The sequence below is a fragment of the Sporosarcina sp. P1 genome (genome assembly GCF_002743155.1).
Classification (GTDB): Bacteria; Bacillota; Bacilli; order Bacillales_A; family Planococcaceae; genus Sporosarcina; species Sporosarcina ureae_B.
On the sequence record NZ_PDYS01000002.1, the window covers coordinates 13,198 to 31,283 of the forward strand.

Consider the following 18,086-nt stretch of genomic DNA (forward strand, 5'->3'; position numbering starts at 1 on the left):
ATGAGTGGATGTGGAGGGATTGAAGCATCAGATGAGGACGCTTTCCGAAGGAGCAATGTAGAGTCGTTTTCCGTCCTAGTCTTTGCTTCAATAATAGCCCAATAATGATGAAATATAGATCGCCCGTTCCTGCCTTATTCTATTCATCCCACATTTTTCTTTAAGAAAGTTTCTACACTAGAAAGCTTGAAACGACAGGGTTCTTTGTCGACTGCTAGCACATGATAAATTACCATGACGCTAGGTTCAAAATTCCTGAATTTATCCACATGTTTTAAATTCGCGTGCTAGGAGATTCCGACGATTTATGATAATATAGGTTGTTAGAAAGTAGTATTCGCTATAAAAGATATGCACATGTGCACAACGAAGCCAGGAAGGTGAAAAAACTTGCATTTTGATACGATAGCCGCTATTTCTACTCCTATGGGAGAAGGAGCGATTGCCATCGTTCGTCTGAGTGGCGAAGACGCATGGAAGATTGCAGACCGTATATTCCAATCACCAACAACTAAACCACTCTGCGAACAACCATCGCATACAATTCATTATGGACATTTGCACGACCCCGCCACCGAAGAACTAGTGGAGGAAGTCATGGTGTCGATCATGAAAGCGCCAAAGACCTTCACGCGCGAAGATATAGTGGAGATTAATTGTCACGGAGGCATCACCTCCGTCAATAGAGTACTCCAATTAGTATTGACAGAGGGGGCTAGACTAGCAGAACCCGGTGAGTTTACTAAACGAGCATTTCTGAATGGCCGAATTGATTTATCCCAAGCTGAAGCAGTTATGGACTTGATTAGAGCCAAAACAGATAAAGCTATGAATGTTGCACTCAATCAAATGGAGGGAAAGCTATCCCATTTGATCGATGAATTGCGACAGGCATTACTCGAAACACTTGCACAAGTAGAAGTTAATATAGATTACCCAGAGTATGATGATGTGGAAGAAGTGACGATTCCTTTGATGATTGAAAAAGGAACGTGGGTACTGGATGAGATTGATGAGTTATTGCGCACGTCATCACAAGGAAAGATCTTACGTGAAGGATTGTCTACTGTAATTGTAGGACGTCCGAACGTTGGGAAATCATCGTTGCTTAACAGCTTAGTGCAGGAAAATAAAGCGATTGTTACGGATGTTGCGGGGACTACCCGTGATATTATAGAAGAGTATGTCAATGTTCGTGGAGTTCCTTTGCGTCTTGTTGATACTGCAGGAATTCGGGAAACGGAAGATATTGTCGAGCGGATTGGTGTGGAACGTTCAAGGAAGGTACTGAAAGAAGCAGACCTCATTCTATTGATGGTTAATAGCTCTGAAGCTTTAGCAGATGAAGATGAGCGATTATTTGAAGCTGTTGCCGGCATGGACATGCTTGTCATCGTCAATAAAACGGATTTACCAACAAAGATTGATCTGGAACGAGTCTATGAATTGGCAGGAAGAGATCGTGTGATTACTACTTCCATCCTGCAAGAGAAAGGTATTACTGAATTGGAAGAAGCCATTGCTGCACTGTTTTTCGATGGTTCATTAGAATCCAATGACCTGACGTATGTATCCAATGCCCGTCATATTTCGTTACTAAAACAGGCACGTAATACGATAGACGATGCAATACAAGCTGCTCAAGCAGGAGTTCCTATTGATATGATTCAAATAGATGTTACACGTACATGGGAAATTCTCGGTGAAATCATCGGAGATACCGTTCAAGATAGTTTAATTAAAGAGTTGTTCTCAAAGTTCTGCCTCGGAAAATAATGATTTTATAAATGGGAAGGATGAACGAACATGCCACAATTTGAAGCAGGCACGTTCGATTGTATCGTCATTGGAGCTGGACATGCAGGCGCAGAAGCAGCCTACGCATCCGCCAAGATGGGCGCATCGACATTAGTATTAACAATGAATTTAGACATGATTGCTTTCATGCCATGTAATCCTTCATTAGGAGGACCTGCAAAAGGTATCGTAGTGCGTGAAATAGATGCACTAGGCGGCGTGATGGCAAAAGTCATAGATAAAACGCATATTCAAATGCGTTTATTGAACACAGGGAAAGGTCCAGCAGTGCGTGCTTTGCGTGCACAAGCGGATAAAGTACTATATCAGCAAGAAATGAAGCGGATACTGGAAGAGGAGCCGAATTTGACACTTCGTCAAGCGGTTGTCGAGCAGTTGATCGTAGAAGATGATGAAATAAAAGGCGTAGTGACACAGATTGGTGCAATTTTCCGTGCGAAGACTGTCATTATTACAACAGGTACATTTTTACGCGGTGAGGTTATCATTGGGGATCTGAAATACTCTAGTGGACCGAATAATCAAATGCCGTCTATCAAACTGGCGGAACATCTGCAGGAGCTTGGTCTACAGACGGTTCGATTCAAAACAGGAACACCTCCGCGTATCAACAGTAATACGATTGATTATAGTAAAACAGAGATTCAGCCAGGAGACGACGTGCCGCGTTCATTTAGTTATGAAACAACGGAATACATTATGGATCAACTACCATGTTGGTTAACGTATACCACTCCGGAAACACATGAAATCATCAATGAAAACCTTCATTTATCTCCGATGTATTCGGGTATGATTAAAGGAAAAGGACCCAGCTATTGTCCATCCATTGAAGATAAAATTGTACGTTTTGCGGACAAGTCGCGACACCAGATTTTTCTTGAGCCTGAAGGCCGTAATACAAGGGAAGTATATGTGCAAGGGTTGTCAACAAGTCTTCCTGAGCATATACAGCATCGCCTAATTGCGAGCGTACCGGGACTTGAAAAGGCTGAAATGATGCGTGCGGGCTATGCGATTGAGTACGATTCCATAATTGCGACACAACTATGGCCAACGCTGGAAACTAAAAAAATCAAAAACTTGTACACAGCTGGTCAAATAAACGGAACTTCGGGATATGAAGAAGCAGCAGCACAAGGATTGATGGCGGGAATCAATGCAGCATGCAACGTACTTGGCAAAGAAGAGGTCGTCCTCGGACGCAGTGATGCGTATATTGGTGTACTTATCGATGACCTGGTCACAAAAGGTACGAGTGAACCCTATCGTCTCTTGACGTCACGAGCGGAATATCGTCTCTTGCTTCGTCATGATAATGCTGATATGCGCTTGACGGAAATCGGTTATCAAAACGGAATGATTAGTGAAGAGCGCCATACGAAGTTTTTGGCGAAGAAAGCACAAATTGACGCGGAGATTGATCATTTACGCAAGGTTACTGTGAAGCCGACCGAACAAATCCAAGCGATTATCGCTGGAGTGGATGGAACACCGCTTCGTGAACCAATGAAGGCGGCTGATTTATTGAAACGGCCGGAAATGAAGTATAGCGAATTGTGTAAAGTAGTTCCACCTCTTGAAGAAATTAATGAAGAAGTGGCGGAACAAGTAGAAATTTTCATTAAGTATGAAGGATACATCGAAAAGTCCATGCAGCAAGTAGCAAGAATGAAAAAGATGGAGAATAAGCGCATTCCAGAAAACATTGATTATGATGCGATTTCAGGTATTGCGAAAGAAGCAAAGGCAAACCTTAAAGAAGTACAGCCATTGTCAATTGCACAAGCATCACGTATTTCTGGTGTCAATCCAGCAGATATCTCTATCTTACTTGTCTATATTGAACAAGGGAAAATTGCGAAAGTATCCGGTTGAGTCTTTGACTGGCGTTCAGTGGCGTCAGTCTTTTTGAAAAGGAATGAGAACATGACAGAAGAACAGTTTTACGAAGCTCTGCAAGAGAAAGGTTTTGAGTTGTCCGATGCACAGAAGCAACAATTCAAACGCTATTTTGAAGTGCTCGTCGAATGGAATGAAAAGATGAACTTGACGGCAATTACGGATGCACCTTCCGTATATCTAAAGCATTTCTATGATTCCATAACAAGTGCATTTTACGTGGACTTCACAAAATATGAGTCTGTTTGCGACGTAGGTGCTGGCGCGGGTTTTCCGAGTATCCCGTTGAAGATTATCTACCCGCACCTACACGTGACGATTGTAGATTCATTGAATAAACGTATTACATTTTTAAATCATTTGGCTGGTGAATTACAGCTTGAAAATGTGGCATTTGTCCATGCTAGGGCAGAAGAGTTTGGTCGTGATCCGAAGTACCGTGAACAGTTTGATGTAGTGACTGCACGCGCGGTAGCACGGTTATCGGTATTATCGGAACTTTGCATTCCGCTTGCCAAACAAGGGGGACTGTTTGTTTCTATGAAAGGTGCAGCTGCATCGGAAGAAATGAAAGATGCTACTCGAGCAGTAAAACTACTTGGAGCAGTTTTACAGAATGAACATGAATTCTTATTACCGGAAGAAGATAGTGAACGTCATATCTTTGTATTTGAAAAGAAAAAGCAGACACCTAAGAAATATCCTAGAAAACCAGGAGTACCTAATAAAACACCGATTACAGCAAACTAATTGTGGGAAATGTTTCACGTGAAACAATTATATAGAAGAGTAAAAAAGGGAATAGTTTCGAAAAGGTGGTGCAGAGGTTGAAAAGTACTTTTTCGCGTTTTTTTGGTGGGGGAGAAAAGATGACTACAATAGAAGAAGTAAAAGTTCATCATCTGGAGAAGGTAGCACAAATTGCAATTGATTCAATTACACCGAATCAATACCAGCCACGGGCAATTTTTAATGAAGAAAAAATTGAAGAACTTGCTAGAACAATCCATACACATGGCGTTATTCAACCCATTGTTATTCGAACAAAAGAAGACGGATCATACGAAATCATCGCTGGGGAACGAAGATTTCGGGCAATGCGTAAGCTTGGTTGGACAGAAGTACCAGCAATTGTGCGTGACTTAGATGATAAAGAGACAGCCTCGATTGCTTTAATTGAGAACTTGCAGCGTGAAGAATTAACGGCAATTGAAGAAGCACATGCTTATGAACGTTTACTAGAGCTACATGAATTAACACAGGAAGCATTGGCGCAACGGCTCGGTAAAGGGCAGTCTACAATTGCAAATAAGATGCGCTTGTTGAAATTACCTGAACCGGTTCAAACAGCAATTTTACAGAAAAAGATATCTGAACGTCATGCACGTGCTTTATTACCGTTAAAAGAACCGACACTTCAAATGGAAGTGCTGGAAGAAATCAAAATAAATCAATATAACGTCAAGGATTTAGAAGCTAGGATTAAAGAGATATTGTATCCAGCAGAATCAGTTGAGAAAGTACAACCCGCAAGAAGACGCGGACCTCGACAAAAAGCTGTGAGTAAGGATGTTCGTATTGCAGTGAATACCTTGCGCGAATCTCTTGCGCTGATATCTAAGAGTGGAATTGAAGTAGTCTCTGAGGAAGTGGATTCTGAAGAATACTACACGATTACGGTGAAAATATGTAAAAAGTGACGAATGGAAACTCTTGCTGATTTACTAGCAAGGGTTTTCTTATATATCAATAGAGTTCATACAGTGAAGATGATAAACTGAAATAGACCACATAGAACATATTCTTTGTCAGGAACTTCAAACATAGGAAGCCACGAGTAAAACTTTGGTATACTAGTAAGACAAATGAAATAGGAAAGAAAGCAGGTGCAAGAGTGGGTAAGATTATTGCTATAGCAAATCAAAAAGGCGGAGTCGGAAAAACGACGACTTCTGTAAACTTAAGTGCATGCCTTGCCCATTTAGGCAAAAAAGTGCTCTTAATTGATTCCGATCCACAAGGAAATGCGACGAGCGGAGTCGGTGTTAACAAAGGTGATGTACAAGACTGTATTTATAATATGTTAATTGATGATGTGCCAGTACGTGACGTTATTCTGCCAACAGATATTGAAAATCTTGAAATTGTTCCTGCTACCATTTCGCTTGCGGGTGCTGAAATAGAGCTAGTTTCTACGATATCCCGTGAGGTTCGTATGAAACACGCAATTCAAGACATTAAAGATGACTATGATTATGTCATTATCGACTGTCCTCCATCTCTTGGTCTTTTAACGTTGAACGCATTAACGGCTTCGGATTCAATTATAATTCCTGTACAGTGTGAATACTATGCGCTCGAAGGACTTAGCCAATTGCTAAGTACGATCCGCTTGGTTCAAAAACATTTAAATGAGGCACTTTATATTGACGGGGTATTATTGACAATGTTTGACGCTCGGACCAATTTAGGCATTCAAGTTATTGAAGAAGTAAAGAAATACTTCCAAGATAAAGTGTATACAACAATCATTCCGCGTAACGTTCGTTTAAGTGAAGCACCGAGTCATGGTAAGCCGATTATATTATATGATCCACGATCCAAAGGTGCGGAAGTGTATTCAGAGTTGGCAAAGGAAGTGGTGGAGAATGAGTAAAGGTCTAGGTAAGGGTCTTAATGCATTATTTCCTCGTGAAACATTAGAAAAGGTAGAGCTTTTACGTCTAAAAAGTATTAAAGTCAATCCATATCAGCCGCGCAAAGAATTCAATGATGTGTCTTTGAATGAATTGAGCGAATCAATTAAGGAACACGGCGTTCTGCAACCAATCATCGTACGAAGTGTAGGTACGCAGTATGAAATCGTTGTAGGGGAAAGAAGATTCCGTGCTTCTGAATTAGCAGGCAAAAAAGAAATTCCAGCAGTTGTACGTGATTTAACAGATGAACAATCCATGGAAATGGCTATTCTCGAAAACTTGCAGCGTGAGGACTTATCCCCAATTGAAGTAGCAGAGGCATATCAAAACCTAATGGAAAGTCTAAAGCTCACACAAGAGCAACTTGCCTTTAGGTTAGGCAAGAGTAGACCACATATTGCAAACCATATTCGTTTACTCGCGTTACCGGAGAAAGTTTTGAAAGACATTTCCCACGGAATACTTTCAATGGGACATGGCCGAACACTTCTCGGTTTGCGTAAAAAAGAACAAATCTTAGCTATTGCGGAAAAGACCAAGACGGAAGGATTAAATGTCCGTCAATTGGAGAAATTAGTTCAACATTTAAATGAAGATGTTCCACGTGAAACAAAGAAGGAAAAGAAAAAAGATATATTTATTGAAGCACAGGAAAACACACTGCGTGAACAATTCGGTACAAATGTAACCATTAAGAAAACGAAGAAAAAAGGTAAAATCGAAATCGAGTTTCATTCGGATGAGGATTTTGAACGTATTCTTGAATTATTGAACGCTGAGTGATGATACACAAACCTATTTTGCTTTCATTGCAAAATAGGTTTTATTCTTGAAAAGAACTTGGACGTGACTACATGATATTGTTTGGTTCACTGTTTAATGTATTTACGATTATCATCGGTACATTAATTGGAAGGTTTTTATATGGAATACCCGAACGCATGAAAGAAACCATCATGTACGGAATAGGAATGGCCGTAGTAGCAATTGGTTTACAAATGACATTCGAAACGACACAAATAGTCATTGTCATTCTTAGTATTGTGATAGGCGCAATCATCGGCGAATGGATTGACCTTGATCAAAAGGTTAACCAATTGGGGCGATGGATTGAAAAGAAGTTACCCACTAAAAAAGAAGGACAAGGAATCGCACAAGGATTCGTTACGGCTACGCTGTTTTTTTGCGTAGGTTCTATGGCAATTATCGGGGCTATTGATAGTGGTCTCCGTAATGACCACAACGTTTTAATAATGAAAGGAATATTAGATGGATTCACTTCCATCATCTTTAGTTCTACATTAGGCATTGGTGTGGCATTTGCGGCCATCCCTCTATTGATTTATCAAGGAAGTATAACCTTTCTTGCTACCGTCCTCAGTCGGTTTGTCCCAGATGAGTTAATGCAGTTATTCATTTCTGAAATGACAGCTACAGGTGGTTTGATGATTGCGGCAATCGGATTAAATCTAATCGGCTTGACGAAAATCCGAGTAGCCAATTTTATCCCAGGTATTGGGGTAGTTGCGATCATCGTAACGATTGTATATGCTTTTTGATGGCTGACGATGATGTGCCAATTGTAAAGCACGGCCAATCATACGACTCATTTCAAACGGCAGATGAAGACGAGTGCTTTGTAAAACAGCCTGCTCCATGAAACCTCCGACATTGACGATTCCTTTGACTGATACATCTCCAACTAAGGGAAGTTCTTTACCTACAGCTTTCCCTGGTGCAATTGGACCGCTATGAAACAATAAATCACCAACTGCGTCCTTTTTACTTAGGCAGGCATCAATTGCCACTACAAAAGCATCGGGATATAATGATTTCGTGAGCTCAATGCGTTGTTGTAGATTAAGTGCGTGCAAAGGGTCTTGTAATGTACCAACTACTGTGTAAGGGAATAGACTTAGCTCTGACAAATAGGAGCCTGTCAACGGACCGAGAGAGTCACCAGTAGAACGATCGGTTCCAATACAATAAAAAATGATTGGTTGTTGTTTAAAAGGGATATGTTGCATGAAATAAGAACTTAATTTCCACACGACGCCGGTTTCTTTACTAGAAATACGGTAATGATAAGAAGAGGGTTCAGCTGTATGCATAGGAGACACCAATCCTTTATGATGTATTTACGCTGAAATGTATTCTGCGCAGGTATTGCTGTGCAGTATATCCTCAGAGGTAAAGGTTTATACGAAAGGAGGATTTCTTTCAATGACTGCAACTTCTACTACAAAAGAAGAAGTGAAAGAAAACCTAGAAGGTCTAGAAAAAGCAATTCAACAAGTAAAAGATACCCTATTTGATGCGGATTTTTGGCTTGGCACTGGATACTTTGCTATTCGCATCATGTTAATTATTGTTGTAGCGGGAATCATCGTGAAAGTTGGTCAAGTGTTGATTCGCCGGTTTTTCGCTATTAAGCTAAAAAGTCCAATGCGTAAAACAGAACGACGTGAAAATACCATAGTCAAACTTTTGGAAAATGCATTGAAATACATCGTGTATTTTTCTGCTATTCTAGCGATTTTGACAGAGTTCAGAATAGACGTAAAAGGTCTTCTAGCAGGTGCAGGTGTGCTTGGTTTGGCCGTCGGTTTTGGTGCCCAAAGCTTGGTAAAGGACGTCATTTCCGGATTTTTCATCATTTTCGAAGATCAATTTGGGGTCGGGGATTATGTACGCATTAATTCAGGTGAAGGAACCGTCATGGAAATAGGGCTTCGCACAACGAAAATTGCGTTGTATGGTGGCGAGTTATATACGATACCTAACGGACAAATAGGTGAAGTTGTCAATTACTCCGTCACAAATTCCATGGTCTTACTTGATCTGGCATTATCCTATGAGACGGATATTGACCATGCGGAAGAATTAATCAAAGAATTCCTTAAAAAGTTACCAAGAGAACGTTATTCGGAAGTTATCGGTGTACCAGAGGTATTGGGCGTACAAAGTATGGAACCGTCAAGAATCTTACTACGTATTGCCGCAGAAACAGAACCGGTTGCTAATTTTGGCGTAGGTCGTAAACTTCGACAGGACTTAAAGAAATTCATGGATTTGAATGGAATTGAAATGCCTTATCCAAGAATGGTGATACGCGAAGAACAGAGGGAAGGAGATTCACACAATGGCGGACAAAGTGTTTAACATGCATGATGTGGTAGAGATGAAAAAACAACATCCTTGTGGAACAAATGCTTGGAAAATCATCCGAATGGGCGCGGATATCCGAATTAAATGCGAAGGCTGTGGGCACAGTGTTATGATTCCGCGTAATGAGTTTGCTAAGAAGATGAAAAAGGTTCTGCTGAAGAACGAGTCTTGAGAACACGTGGACAATCTAGCGTATTGTCCTTATAATGAAGTGGTTGACTAACGAATAATGTAAGCTTTGGATAGATAAGAAAGGTGTGGGAATAATGGCGTTAACAGCTGGGATTGTAGGTCTTCCGAACGTGGGAAAATCAACTTTATTTAATGCAATAACAAAAGCAGGAGCAGAGGCGGCAAACTATCCGTTCTGTACGATTGACCCAAACGTAGGAATAGTTGAGGTGCCAGATGAACGTTTGGACAAGTTGACTGAGCTCGTCACACCGAAAAAAACAGTTCCGACTGCATTCGAATTTACTGATATTGCAGGGATTGTGGAAGGTGCAAGTAAAGGCGAAGGTCTTGGCAACAAGTTCCTTTCACATATTCGTGAAGTAGATGCAATTTGTCAGGTCGTGCGTTGTTTCGTGGATGAAAACATTACACACGTATCAGGGAAAGTAAATCCAATCGATGACATCGAAGTCATTAACTTGGAATTGATCTTAGCAGATATGGAAAGCGTAGATAAGCGCTTGGCGCGTGTTTCCAAAATGGCGAAGCAAAAAGATAAAGAGGCAATGGTAGAAGAACCAATTCTACTGAAATTACGTAATGCATTTGAAAATGCAATGGCAGCTCGTTCCGTTGAATTAACGGATGATGAGTTACAAGTCGTAAAAGGCATGCACTTATTAACGATCAAACCCATGTTATATGTAGCGAACGTTTCAGAAGATGAAATTGCAGATGCAGACAATAATCCCTATGTACAACAGGTTCGTGACTTTGCAGAGAAGGACAATGCAGAAGTAATCGTAGTTTGTGCGAAGATTGAGGAAGAGATGGCTGAACTTGAGGACGACGAGAAGGAAATGTTCCTTGAAGAGCTAGGCATCAAAGAATCCGGTCTTGATCAATTGATTAAAGCAACGTACAACTTACTTGGATTTGCTACGTACTTCACGGCGGGCGTACAAGAAGTTCGTGCGTGGACGTTCCGCAAGGGCATGAAAGCACCACAGTGTGCTGGAGTAATTCATACAGACTTTGAACGCGGATTCATCCGTGCAGAGACCGTAGCATACGACGACTTGGTCGAACACGGTTCCATGGCAGCAGCGAAAGAAGCTGGCAAGGTTCGTTTGGAAGGTAAAGAATACGTCGTTAAAGACGGCGACGTAATGCTGTTCCGTTTCAACGTATAATACAAAAAGCTGATTCTCCATGTGAGAATCAGCTTTTTTGGTTTGAAGTTGGTTAAATTCAAGAACTACTGAGATACGGGGTAGACCGCTTACTATCATGACGTGTGAATAATGGTTGTCTTTGAACACATTTGAGTTCAAGTTCAAATACCGAGCAGAATACAAGCCTAAATTCAAAGCGTAACAGTAAGGATCCCGACCCCTATCCGACTGTTGGTCTGTCTATTTCATTTAACGGGATATACATACAACTTCGGTAACTCCGGATCATCCTTCACCATTGCATCATCCGGAAACTTCTTTAATTCCTTGTACATCGCAAAATCTCCAGCTGCTCCGCCAATCAGCATCGCACTTAACAGCAACAGGACGCCATCATTGAAATACAATGCCATAATGGCAGGCAACACACCCGTCATCCAAAAAGGCAGTAACAACGCTTTGCGAATGCCTTTGTTGTCCATCAACTGATCTGCGGTAGCATACGCAATTCCCATCTTCAAATTGACGCCATACGCCATGTTCTTCCACGGTACATTACAAAAAATACGGAAACCGAGCAAATGGAAAAACTCGTGTATAACAATCAATAAAATATACCCGACCAAAGCATAGACAAAATACCACACCGAAAATGACAGAGATAGTTCACCTTGTAACAGACCACGAATTATTAAAAGTGCTATGAGCGGTAGGAAAGTGAGCCAAAGACTTTGCTTCGCTATTTTCTGTAAATTAAGCTCGATAATCACAGGCCGTTGTTCTTCCATGCGAGATCACTCCTTAATTCATTTAGTATAGTATATTGAAGGTTGATATTCCAATTGTGATGTGATAGTATGTACTGATGTGAGTAATATTAAATTTACTTACTCCTTGCCCACTTGCAAAAGTAGGGCCCAAGTCCATAAGGAGGTGACTATTGATGAGAAAGTACGAAATTATGTACATTATGCGCCCAACTCTTGAAGAGGACGCGAAAAAAGCGTTGATTGAACGCTTTGATACTGTCCTAACTTCAAACGGAGCGGAAATCATCGAGTCGAAAGAGTGGGGCAAGCGTCGTCTTGCTTACGAAATCGACGACTTACGTGAAGGTTACTACCAATTAGTAACTGCTAACGCTGGTGCTGAAGCAATCGATGAATTTACACGTCTAGCGAACATCAACGAAGGTATCATTCGTCATATGACAATTCGTGTAGATGCGTAATCTGATATAAAATTTTAAAATTTATGATGAGGGAGGTTTGATTCTGAATGATAAACCGTGTCGTTTTAGTTGGCCGATTAACAAAAGATCCTGAGCTGAAGTATACACAAACTGGAATTGCTGTAACACGTTTTACACTGGCAGTGAACCGCGCGTTCGCTAATGCCCAAGGAGAACGGGAAGCGGATTTCATCACATGTGTAGCTTGGCGTAAACAGGCTGAGAATATCGCGAATTACTTACGAAAAGGAAGTCTTGCCGGAGTGGATGGTCGTATACAGACGGGCAGCTTTGAAGGTCAAGACGGTAAGCGTGTTTACACGACAGAAGTTGTTGCGGATAGTACCCAATTCCTGGAGCCGAAAGGTGGCAATACAGAACGTCAGCAAACACCATCTTATGGTGGAGCGCCTTCTTATAACGCACCTTCCCAAGATCAAGGACAAGGATACAATAACCAGCAATCCTACCAACCGAATCAGCAAAATATGACACGTGTCGATAATGATCCATTCCAGCCAGGCGGCGGTCCGATTGAAGTAACAGATGACGACTTGCCATTCTGATAGAACGGTTCACTTGATACGTAAATAGGAAGGAGGACAACAATTATGGCACCACGTCGTGGAGGTCGCAAACGCCGTAAGGTTTGCTATTTTACTTCTAACCACATTACTCACATCGACTATAAAGATGTAGATTTGTTGAAGAAGTTTATCTCTGAGCGCGGAAAGATGTTGCCTCGTCGAGTTACTGGTACAAGCGCTAAATACCAACGTAAATTGACGGTTGCAATCAAACGTGCACGCATCATGGCACTACTTCCGTTCGTATCTGAAGAGCGGTAATATATATACCGCCACTGACTGAATTATTCAGTCAGTGGCGGTTTTTTTGTTTTGAAAACTTTATACCCAAAAATTTCATTGCCCATCCATTTTAGTGGAAACTGCGACTGCCTGTATTTTTGATTTCACGTCGAATCGTGATACAATTAGAAGGATGATTGTAGCTTTATATGAATTAAGGGATGCAACACCTTGTCCTTTAATTATTGATAGGTGGTAAAAGAAGTAGTGAATGAATTGGGGCGTAGATATGCAAGATCAAGCAAGTAGAATTACGTACGGTGCGATGATGGTAGCACTTTTCGCCATATTACTGGCAATGACTTTATACGTACCATTACTCGGCTTATTGACAATATTGCTCGTTCCATTGCCCATTACGATTTATCGTTTGCGCTATGGCCGGACCTCAACACTAATGGTGGCGATGTGTACATGGCTTATTACATTATTGATTGGCGGTTTGCTTTCCATTCCAGCAGCGATTGTATTGAGTGCAGTTGGATTCGTTATCGGAGACACCGTGCGAACGGGCAAGACGAAACTTTATGTATATATGGCAACAGGAATCACATTGCTCATTTCATTGAGTTTATTGTATCTTGGTACTGTGTGGTTCATGAAAATCAATCCGATTGAACAGTTGATGCAACAATTTTCAGCTATTCAGCAAGAAGCGCTTGTGATTATGTCGGGAATGGGAAATTCAACAAGAGATATAGAACGAATCGTGGCTGAGGCATTTACATATTACCAAACTATTGTGCCTTCACTGTTCATCTTGTCTGTTTTTGTAATAGCCTATCTGTTTGTCATGCCAATTTTAGCGGTTGCAACACGTTTGCGTTTTGAAGTACCTAAATTTGCTTCTTTCCTTACTATGCGTCTTCCATTTGCAACGGTATTAGTTTATCTAGTATTGCTGTTGATTTCTATTTTGTCACAGCCTGAACAAGGAACGACGTTTTATCTACTGGAGGCAAATGCCATTCTCATCTTTAGATTCTTATTCTTCTTACAAGGTTTGGCGTTGATTTACTATGCGTTGCGCAAGATGAAGCTTCCAATGATCGTCAACGTGCTGGCTACATTATTCGCCATGTTCCTCAGTCCCTTCACTGTAATGTTGGGTGTTTTGGATATCGCCATTAACATTCGTACATGGATAGATAAAGATAAGAGAGCGTAGGAGATGAGATAGTGAATTTATTTTATAAAAAACGTGGGATACGAATTCCGTTAGCATTCTTGTCTTTACTTGGAGCGGTAGGTTCCGTCCTACTAATGCTATTGAACTTTTGGGTTGGACTGTTTTTCGCTATCGCTTATGCGCTTGCACTGGGTATTGCTTGGAAAGTAGAGAATGATAACTACCTGGAGACAGAGAAATATATTGAAACGTTATCCTATCGCATGAAAAGGGTAGGAGAAGAAGCATTGTTGGAGTTGCCAATTGGGATTATCTTGCTAAATGATAAGCAATTAATCGAATGGGTCAATCCATTTATAACCTCCATTTATCCCGATAAGACTTGGATTGGATCGCAGCTTTACGATATGAACGAAGCGTTCCGGCAAGTGATCAGAGAAGACAGTGATCAGGATGTTATCGTATTGAATGATCGCTCGTACCGTGTGTATTACAAACCGGAAGAGAAACTGATCTATCTATTTGACGTAACAGAACGTATGAAGATGCAATCTCTTTACTATTCCGACCGAACAGCGATTGGGATTTTGTTAGTTGATAACTATGATGAACTGTCACAGACAATGGACGACCAGACACGAAGCCAGATGAACTCCCTTATTACCTCATTGGTCAATCAATGGGCAGATGAATACGGGATCTTCGTAAAACGAATTTCTTCTGAGCGCTTCCTGGCTGTTTTCAATGAAGGTACATTAGAATTGTTGGAGAAGACTAAGTTTGCATTGCTCGATACAATTCGTGAGAACACGTCTAAACACAGCGTATCACTTACATTGAGTATTGGGGTAGGGACGGGTACTACGTCGCTTACAGAGCTTGGTGAGCTGGCACAGTCGAGTTTGGATTTAGTTCTCGGGCGTGGTGGTGACCAAGTAGCGATCAAACATCATGATGGGAAGCTGAAATTCTATGGCGGTAAGACAAATCCTGTTGAAAAGCGTACACGCGTGCGTGCAAGAGTGATTTCACATGCACTACGTGATTTAATCCAAGACAGTGACCGCGTGTTCGTCATGGGCCACAAAATGCCTGACATGGATGCGATTGGAGCATCGATTGGTGTACGTAAGATGGCAAAAATGAATGGTGTCGAAGGTTATGTCATCGTTAATTTCGATCAGCTTGATACTAGTGTCGGCCGTTTAATGGATGAAGTGCAGCAAGATGAAGAATTACATGATCACATGTTGATGCCTGAAGAGGCATTGGAATTGATGACAGAGCGTTCATTGGTCGTTATTGTCGATACGCATAAGCCCAGTATGGTTATTGATGAACGCGTGCTGGACAAGGCACAGAAGGTTGTATTAATTGACCATCATCGACGTGGAGAAGAGTTTATTAATAACACTGTGCTCGTTTATATGGAGCCTTATGCATCTTCGACGGCGGAACTTGTAACGGAATTGCTGGAGTATCAGCCGAAGAACGAAAAGTTGACGATGCTGGAATCGACAGTGATGTTAGCAGGTATTGTAGTCGATACAAAAAGCTTTACACTTAGGACAGGTTCTCGAACATTTGAAGCCGCCTCCTACTTGCGGACGAATGGTGCCGATACCGTGCTAGTACAGCGTTTATTGAAAGAAGATATTGAGACATATATCGAACGATCAAAACTAATTGAGACTGTAGAATTTGTAGGCAATGGAGAAATTGCTATTGCAAAAGGGCAGGATGAAGTCGTGCACAGCTCCGTGCTGATCGCGCAGACAGCTGATATCCTACTGACGATGCAAGGTATTTCCGCTTCATTCGTTGTCGCAAAGCGTGATGATGGAAGAATTGGTATTAGCGCGCGTTCATTGGGTGAATTAAATGTTCAAGTCGTCATGGAAGAGTTGGGTGGCGGTGGTCATTTAACAAATTCTGCTTGCCAGTTAAGTGTAGACACGATGGATGAAGCAATAACTATGTTAAAAGATGTACTAGATCAATATGGAGAAAGGGGAAATGAATGATGAAAGTTATTTTTTTAAAGGACGTTAAAGGAAAAGGTAAAAAAGGTGAAGTGAAAGAGGTTTCAACAGGATATGCACAAAACTTTTTATTGAAAAATAATGTAGCAGTTGAAGCGACTCCAGGTAATTTAAGTAAGTTGCAAGGACAGAAGGAACGCCAGAAGAAAGATGCGGCTGCAGAATTGGCAGAAGCTAAAGAATTAAAAGAGCAAGTCGAAAAATTGACTGTAGAGCTACAGGCGAAAACTGGCGAAGACGGTCGTCTATTTGGTTCTATTACGTCCAAGCAAATCGGACAAGCGTTGGAAAAGCAAAATAAAATTAAAGTAGACCGCCGCAAGATGGAATTACCTGAGCCAATTCGTGCACTTGGTTTTACAAATGTTCCGATCAAATTACACCCTGATGTAATAGCTACACTTAAAGTGCATGTTACAGAAGAATGATAAGGAGATAATAGCTTGAACCAGATGATCGAGCGCACACCTCCGCATAACAACGAAGCAGAGCAGTCGGTCCTTGGCGCGATATTTTTAGAACCACAAGCACTGATTACCGCGTCTGAAATATTGTTACCGGAAGATTTCTATCGAATTGCACATAAAAAGATTTTCGAAACTATGCTTGTATTAAATGACAGAGGTCAGCCAGTCGATTTGGTGACAATCGCCGAAGAACTCAAAGTAAAAAACGAACTTGAAGACGTCGGGGGTATTTCATATATCACAGAGCTTGCTAACGCGGTTCCGACTGCTGCAAACATTGTCTATTATGCGAATATCGTAGATGAAAAAGCTTTACTGCGCAGATTGATCCGCGTTGCCACTGACATTGTAGAAGATGGGTATACACGGGAAGATGAAGTAGAGGCATTACTTGGCGAAGCTGAGAAGAAAATGATGGAAGTATCCAATCGGAAAAACGCTGGTGACTTCCGTCATATCAAAGATGTATTAGTGGAGACGTATGACAATATTGAATTACTGCATACACGTAAAGGTGATGTAACAGGTATTCCAACTGGTTTCCGTGACTTGGATAAGATTACTGCAGGCTTCCAACGTAATGACTTGATTATTGTGGCGGCTCGTCCATCTGTTGGTAAGACCGCGTTTGCGCTGAACGTAGCGCAAAACGTGGCGACGAAGGCAGGAGAAAACGTCGCGATCTTCAGTCTCGAGATGGGTGCTGAACAGCTGGTCATGCGTATGTTATGTGCAGAAGGAAATATTGACGCGCAAGTACTGCGTACAGGTACCCTTGAAGCCGACGATTGGCGCAAGCTGACAATGGCTATGGGGTCGTTATCAAATGCGGGTATTTTCATTGATGACAGTCCAGGTCTTCGAGTCAATGAAATCCGTTCAAAATGTAGACGTCTACAACAAGAACACGGTCTCGGTATGGTGATGATTGACTACATGCAGCTGATCATGGGAAGCGGCCGGGGTAGCGACAATCGTCAGCAAGAAGTATCTGAGATCTCCCGTTCATTAAAAGCTTTAGCACGTGAACTGAAAATCCCGGTCGTTGCACTATCACAGCTATCACGGGGTGTAGAGCAACGCCAAGATAAACGTCCTATGATGTCTGATCTTCGAGAGTCAGGGAGTATTGAGCAAGATGCCGATATCGTCTCTTTCCTTTACCGAGAAGATTACTACGATAAAGAAACTGAAATGCAAAACATGATTGAAATCATTATTGCCAAGCAACGTAACGGTCCAACTGGTACCGTAACGTTGGCATTTGCAAAGGAATACAACAAATTCCTCAATATCGACTGGAGTCAGCATGAATCCCCTCCATCTTACGAATAAAACAGCGCGCCCTTCTTCTACGACCATAGAAAAGGACGCGCTGTTTTTTCGCGTTCCAAGCAAGCTACCCCCGCTTG

General features: G+C 41.5%; 19 protein-coding genes. 17 read left to right on the forward strand and 2 right to left on the reverse strand.

The features are described from left to right. Positions 1-390 precede the first annotated feature (390 nt). From mnmE to CSV73_RS02945, 7 genes are all read left to right on the forward strand, one after another. The gene (gene mnmE, locus CSV73_RS02915) at positions 391-1,776 is read left to right on the forward strand and encodes a tRNA uridine-5-carboxymethylaminomethyl(34) synthesis GTPase MnmE (RefSeq protein ID WP_085132262.1); all 1,386 of its coding nucleotides are present in this window, start codon (positions 391-393) and stop codon (positions 1,774-1,776) included. A gap of 30 nt (positions 1,777-1,806) precedes the next feature. Continuing rightward, positions 1,807-3,696 (forward strand): tRNA uridine-5-carboxymethylaminomethyl(34) synthesis enzyme MnmG, encoded by a 1,890-nt coding sequence (mnmG, locus tag CSV73_RS02920; protein WP_099626592.1) that lies wholly within the window; start codon positions 1,807-1,809, stop codon positions 3,694-3,696. A 51-nt stretch (positions 3,697-3,747) separates the two neighbouring features. Next, positions 3,748-4,470 (forward strand): 16S rRNA (guanine(527)-N(7))-methyltransferase RsmG, encoded by a 723-nt coding sequence (gene rsmG / locus CSV73_RS02925; RefSeq protein WP_099626593.1) that lies wholly within the window; start codon positions 3,748-3,750, stop codon positions 4,468-4,470. Positions 4,471-4,547: 77 nt separating this feature from the next. Beyond that, positions 4,548-5,420, forward strand: a complete 873-nt coding sequence (noc, locus tag CSV73_RS02930; protein WP_085132259.1) for a nucleoid occlusion protein — start codon at positions 4,548-4,550, stop codon at positions 5,418-5,420. Positions 5,421-5,614: 194 nt separating this feature from the next. Continuing rightward, complete coding sequence (locus CSV73_RS02935; RefSeq protein ID WP_085132258.1) at positions 5,615-6,376, forward strand: ParA family protein; 762 nt, start codon at positions 5,615-5,617, stop codon at positions 6,374-6,376. Further along, complete coding sequence (locus CSV73_RS02940; protein WP_085132257.1) at positions 6,369-7,202, forward strand: ParB/RepB/Spo0J family partition protein; 834 nt, start codon at positions 6,369-6,371, stop codon at positions 7,200-7,202. Before CSV73_RS02935 ends, CSV73_RS02940 begins: the two co-directional genes overlap by 8 nt. A 71-nt stretch (positions 7,203-7,273) precedes the next feature. Further along, the gene (locus CSV73_RS02945) at positions 7,274-7,978 is read left to right on the forward strand and encodes a DUF554 domain-containing protein (RefSeq protein WP_099626594.1); all 705 of its coding nucleotides are present in this window, start codon (positions 7,274-7,276) and stop codon (positions 7,976-7,978) included. On the opposite strand, the gene yyaC is transcribed toward CSV73_RS02945, so the two are convergent. Then, positions 7,889-8,530 (reverse strand): spore protease YyaC, encoded by a 642-nt coding sequence (gene yyaC, locus CSV73_RS02950; protein ID WP_085132255.1) that lies wholly within the window; start codon positions 8,528-8,530, stop codon positions 7,889-7,891. The two genes, CSV73_RS02945 and yyaC, sit on opposite strands and share 90 nt — an antisense overlap. A 112-nt stretch (positions 8,531-8,642) precedes the next feature. Here yyaC and CSV73_RS02955 point away from each other — a divergent pair, with 112 nt between their 5' ends. The 3 genes from CSV73_RS02955 (at position 8,643) to ychF (ending at position 10,954) form a co-directional block, all read left to right on the forward strand. Next, on the forward strand, positions 8,643-9,581 hold the full coding sequence (locus tag CSV73_RS02955) for a mechanosensitive ion channel family protein (protein WP_233191745.1): 939 nt from the start codon (positions 8,643-8,645) through the stop codon (positions 9,579-9,581). After that, entirely contained in the window at positions 9,562-9,759 is a 198-nt protein-coding gene (locus CSV73_RS02960) for a DUF951 domain-containing protein (RefSeq protein WP_085132253.1), read from the forward strand. Before CSV73_RS02955 ends, CSV73_RS02960 begins: the two co-directional genes overlap by 20 nt. Positions 9,760-9,853: 94 nt before the next feature. Beyond that, on the forward strand, positions 9,854-10,954 hold the full coding sequence (gene ychF / locus CSV73_RS02965) for a redox-regulated ATPase YchF (protein ID WP_085132252.1): 1,101 nt from the start codon (positions 9,854-9,856) through the stop codon (positions 10,952-10,954). A gap of 227 nt (positions 10,955-11,181) precedes the next feature. On the opposite strand, the gene CSV73_RS02970 is transcribed toward ychF, so the two are convergent. Beyond that, positions 11,182-11,724: a DUF3267 domain-containing protein gene (locus CSV73_RS02970; protein WP_099626596.1), complete on the reverse strand. Its 543-nt coding sequence runs from the start codon at positions 11,722-11,724 to the stop codon at positions 11,182-11,184. A gap of 155 nt (positions 11,725-11,879) precedes the next feature. Here CSV73_RS02970 and rpsF point away from each other — a divergent pair, with 155 nt between their 5' ends. The 7 genes from rpsF to dnaB all read left to right on the forward strand — a co-directional run bounded on the left by rpsF (position 11,880) and on the right by dnaB (position 18,009). Beyond that, complete coding sequence (rpsF, locus tag CSV73_RS02975; RefSeq protein WP_085132250.1) at positions 11,880-12,167, forward strand: 30S ribosomal protein S6; 288 nt, start codon at positions 11,880-11,882, stop codon at positions 12,165-12,167. Positions 12,168-12,214: 47 nt separating this feature from the next. Continuing rightward, positions 12,215-12,733 (forward strand): single-stranded DNA-binding protein, encoded by a 519-nt coding sequence (gene ssb, locus CSV73_RS02980; protein ID WP_099626597.1) that lies wholly within the window; start codon positions 12,215-12,217, stop codon positions 12,731-12,733. Between the two features lie 45 nt (positions 12,734-12,778). Next, entirely contained in the window at positions 12,779-13,015 is a 237-nt protein-coding gene (gene rpsR / locus CSV73_RS02985; RefSeq protein ID WP_029054370.1) for a 30S ribosomal protein S18, read from the forward strand. Positions 13,016-13,247: 232 nt separating this feature from the next. Next, a complete protein-coding gene (locus CSV73_RS02990) occupies positions 13,248-14,204 on the forward strand; it encodes a DUF2232 domain-containing protein (RefSeq protein WP_099626598.1) in 957 nt (318 codons plus the stop codon). An 11-nt stretch (positions 14,205-14,215) separates the two neighbouring features. Further along, a complete protein-coding gene (locus CSV73_RS02995; RefSeq protein ID WP_085132247.1) occupies positions 14,216-16,189 on the forward strand; it encodes a DHH family phosphoesterase in 1,974 nt (657 codons plus the stop codon). Further along, a complete protein-coding gene (rplI, locus tag CSV73_RS03000; RefSeq protein WP_099626599.1) occupies positions 16,189-16,635 on the forward strand; it encodes a 50S ribosomal protein L9 in 447 nt (148 codons plus the stop codon). Before CSV73_RS02995 ends, rplI begins: the two co-directional genes overlap by 1 nt. Positions 16,636-16,659: 24 nt before the next feature. Next, positions 16,660-18,009: a replicative DNA helicase gene (dnaB, locus tag CSV73_RS03005; RefSeq protein WP_369802569.1), complete on the forward strand. Its 1,350-nt coding sequence runs from the start codon at positions 16,660-16,662 to the stop codon at positions 18,007-18,009. The last annotated feature ends 77 nt before the right edge of the window (positions 18,010-18,086 follow it).